Origin of the sequence: Pseudomonas sp. CM25 (assembly GCF_013179705.1) — a bacterium.
Classification (GTDB): Bacteria; Pseudomonadota; Gammaproteobacteria; order Pseudomonadales; family Pseudomonadaceae; genus Aquipseudomonas.
In genome coordinates this window covers 1-3,593 of sequence record NZ_JABMCW010000457.1, presented here as the reverse complement: position 1 = coordinate 3,593, position 3,593 = coordinate 1, and the positions used below count along the sequence as shown (strand labels likewise).

The following is a 3,593-nucleotide window of genomic DNA, read 5'->3' as shown; positions in this document are numbered from 1 at the left end:
AAAGGCCGACGCAGCGACAACGTGGTCGATGCCCGGGGCGAAGGCGGCGGTGGCGGCGGCATGCGTTTTGGCGGCGGCAAGGGCCTGGGGCTGGGGGCGATTCTGCTGATTGTCGGCATCGGCTGGCTTACCGGGCAGGACCCGTTGCAGATCCTCGGCCAGCTCACCGGCCAGATGGAACAGCAGCAACAGCAGACGGCACCCAGCGGTGCGGGCGGCAAGGCGCCACCGGCCAATGACCAGCAGGCCGAATTTGTCGCCTCTGTGCTGGGCGACACCGAAGACACCTGGAAGGCCTTGTTCGCCGAAGCCGGCAAACAGTACCGTGACCCCAAGCTGGTGCTGTTCAGCGGCCAGGTCAATTCGGCCTGTGGGTTTGCCTCGGCGGCGGTCGGGCCGTTCTACTGCCCGGCGGACCAGCGTGTATACCTGGACATGTCGTTCTTCCGCGAAATGGAAACCCGCTTCGCCGCTGCTGGCGACTTCGCCCAGGCCTATGTGATCGCCCACGAAATCGGCCACCACGTGCAGACCCTGCTGGGTGTTTCGGCCAAGGTGGACGCCGCACGCCGCAACGGCCAGCGTATGGAAGGCGACAATGGCCTGTTGGTACGCCAGGAGCTGCAGGCCGACTGCCTGGCCGGGGTGTGGGCCTATCAGGCGCAGAAGCGGCTGAACTGGCTGGAGCCGGGTGACGTCGAGGAAGCGCTGAACGCCGCCAATGCCATCGGCGATGACCGCCTGCAGCAGCAAGGCCGCGGGCGCGTGGTACCGGACTCCTTTACCCATGGCACCTCGGCGCAGCGCGTGCGCTGGTTCAAGGCCGGGTTCGCCCAGGGTGAGGTGAACAGCTGCGATACCTTCAGTGCGCGCAACCTTTGACCTGCATAGGGGCCGCTCTGCGGCCTCAATGCATCCAGTTACAAATCAGCTGAAAAAGCGTTTCAGCTTCCCCCTTCACTGCCGATAACCCCCGCACGAGTCAGCGGGCATCCAGAACAACAACGCCTGGCGATCGAAGATCAAGCGAGCGAAAACAACTTCTGGAGAGCGTGCATGAACAGCTGGTTCGCCAACATCAGCGTCAACCTCAAACTCGGCCTGGGCTTCGGCCTGGTACTGATCCTTACCGGCCTGCTGGCCCTGACCGGCTGGACCAGCCTGGGCAGCCTGATCGACCGCAGCAACTGGATGGGCGACATCGGCCAGCTCAACAAGGACCTCACCGACCTGCGCATTGCGCGCCTGCAGTACATGATCGCCAACGGCGACGACAGCGCAGCAGCCAATACCCAGGCCAAGCTGGACGCCTTTGGCAAGCAGCAGGCGTACCTGGCCAGCACCTTCAAAAGTGCCGAGAACATCAAGCTGCTGGGTGAACTGGGCGAGACCATCAGCGCCTACAAACTGTCGCTGAACAAGATGCGCCAGGGCTACGACGCCACCCGTGCTGCGCGCGTTGCCATGGACAGTTCGGCCACCCGCGCCGACCAGGCCATGGATACCCTCAGCCAGGAGGTCATGGCACGCCCCGAGGCCGACAGCGTACGCCTGGCCCAGTACCAGCTGATCAGCAAGGCCCGCCAGCAACTGCTGCAGGTGCGTATCGATGTGCGCGGCTATATTGCCGACAACAGCGCCGCCAACGAGCAGGCGGCCCTGCGCCAGCTGGACGCAGCGCTGGTGGACATCGACAACCTCAAGCGCCAGCTGCCTGCCGAAGACGCACGCCTGCAACAGTTCGAACGCTCGGTGATGACCTACCGTGACGCGGTTCGCCAGTTCCGCGACGCGGTCGCCACTATCACCACCGCTCGCGCCGAAATGACCGTGCAGGGTGCCGACATCGTCAAGCGCAGTGACGCGCTGTACCAGATCCAGCTGCAGCGCCGCGATATCGAAAGCACCCAGGCGCGCAGCCTGCAAGCCATCGCCACGTTGCTGGCACTGCTGGTCGGCGTACTGGCAGCGGTGCTGATTACCCGCCAGATCACCCGCCCGCTGCATGACACCCTGATCGCGGTGGAAAAGATCGCCAGCGGCGACCTCACCCAGCAGTTGCGCGTCACCCGTCGCGATGAACTGGGGGTACTGCAGCAGGGCATCGGCCGCATGGGCACGACCCTGCGCGAGCTGATCAGCGGCATCCGCGACGGCGTCACCCAGATCGCCAGCGCCGCCGAGGAGCTGTCGGCGGTTACCGAACAGACCAGCGCCGGCGCCAACAGCCAGAAAGTCGAGACCGACCAGGTGGCCACCGCCATGCATGAAATGGCGGCCACCGTTCAGGAAGTGGCACGTAATGCCGAACAGGCCTCGCATGCCGCCACCGGTGCCGACGATGAAGCCCGCGCCGGCGACCGCGTGGTGGGCGAGGCGATCGGCCAGATCGAGCGCCTGGCCGCAGACATGCACCGCTCCACCGAGGCCATGAACCTGCTGCAGGAGGAAAGCCAGAAGATCGGCAGCGTAATGGACGTGATCAAGTCGGTAGCCGAGCAGACCAACCTGCTGGCGCTGAACGCCGCGATCGAAGCGGCACGCGCCGGGGAAGCCGGGCGTGGCTTTGCCGTGGTGGCAGATGAAGTCCGCGGGCTGGCCCAGCGTACGCAAAAGTCCACCGAGGAGATCGAAGCGCTGATCGCCAGCCTGCAGCACGGCACCCAACAAGTGGCGAATGCCATGCAAGGCAGCCGCGCCCTGACCGACAACAGTGTCGAGCTGGCGCGCAAAGCCGGCGCCTCGCTGGAGAGCATCACTGGCACGGTGTCGAGCATCCAGTCGATGAACCAGCAGATTGCCGCGGCGGCAGAGCAGCAGAGTGCGGTGGCTGAAGAGATCAGCCGCAGCATCCTGAATGTGCGTGATGTGTCCGAGCAGACGGCGGCGGCCAGTGACGAAACGGCTGCGTCGAGTGTGGAACTGGCGCGCCTTGGCGGGCAGTTGCAGACCTTGGTCAGCCAGTTCCGCGTCTGACCTTCAAATCCTGGGGCCGCTTTGCGGCCCATCGCCGGCAAGCCAGGCTCCCACAGGATCTGCACAGGCCTTGAGGGCAGTGCCGTAACTGTGGGAGCTGGCGAGCCTCCCCCAAGGACCTGCACAGGCCTTGAGGGCAGTGCCGTAACTGTGGGAGCTGGCGAGCCTCCCCCGAGGACCTGCACAGGCCTTGAGGGCAGTGCCGTACCCGTGGGAGCTGGCTTGCCGGCGATGAGGCCGGCACTGGCGAGCGCTTATTTGACGATCATCCCCACTCCGCGCCCACGCGGATCGGTAGCGGTCTCAAGCTTGGCACCATCCACGCGGATCGCCTGGATATCGCCCATCTCCCAGCCCTGATCCTCCAGCACATAACCCATCTTCTTCAGGTCATCAGCCACATCCCCGGTCAGCGGTGCATAACTGTCGAAATAGATGGTGTCCTTGGGCAGCAACTGATGGTGCACGCGCTGTGCCGCCACTGCCTTGTCCAACGGCATGCCGTAGTCGTACAGGTTGTTCATCACCTGGAAGATAGAGGTGAAGATCCGCGAACCACCTGGCGTACCGATGACCAGCTCGACCTTGCCATCACGGGTCATCAGGCTTGGGCTCAT

Annotated in this window: 3 protein-coding genes; 2 read left to right on the top strand and 1 reads right to left on the bottom strand. The window is 64.7% G+C overall.

Annotated features, from left to right (window positions below):
- Both HP546_RS27750 and HP546_RS27745 read left to right on the top strand, forming a co-directional pair.
- Positions 1 to 882, top strand: an 882-nt coding sequence (locus HP546_RS27750; protein ID WP_172232274.1) for a neutral zinc metallopeptidase, incomplete at its 5' end; no start/stop codon positions are given.
- A 174-nt stretch (positions 883 to 1,056) separates the two neighbouring features.
- Complete coding sequence (locus HP546_RS27745) at positions 1,057 to 2,976, top strand: methyl-accepting chemotaxis protein (RefSeq protein WP_172232271.1); 1,920 nt, start codon at positions 1,057 to 1,059, stop codon at positions 2,974 to 2,976.
- 254 nt (positions 2,977 to 3,230) lie between these two features.
- Here HP546_RS27745 and HP546_RS27740 read toward each other — a convergent pair.
- Positions 3,231 to 3,593, bottom strand: a 363-nt coding sequence (locus HP546_RS27740) for a gamma-glutamyltransferase (RefSeq protein WP_172232268.1), incomplete at its 5' end; no start/stop codon positions are given.

What these genes read in the sequence shown, in the direction of transcription:
- HP546_RS27745 (WP_172232271.1), top strand. Translation starts at nt 1,057, where the DNA reads ATGAACAGCTGGTTCGCCAACATCAGCGTCAACCTCAAACTCGGCCTG.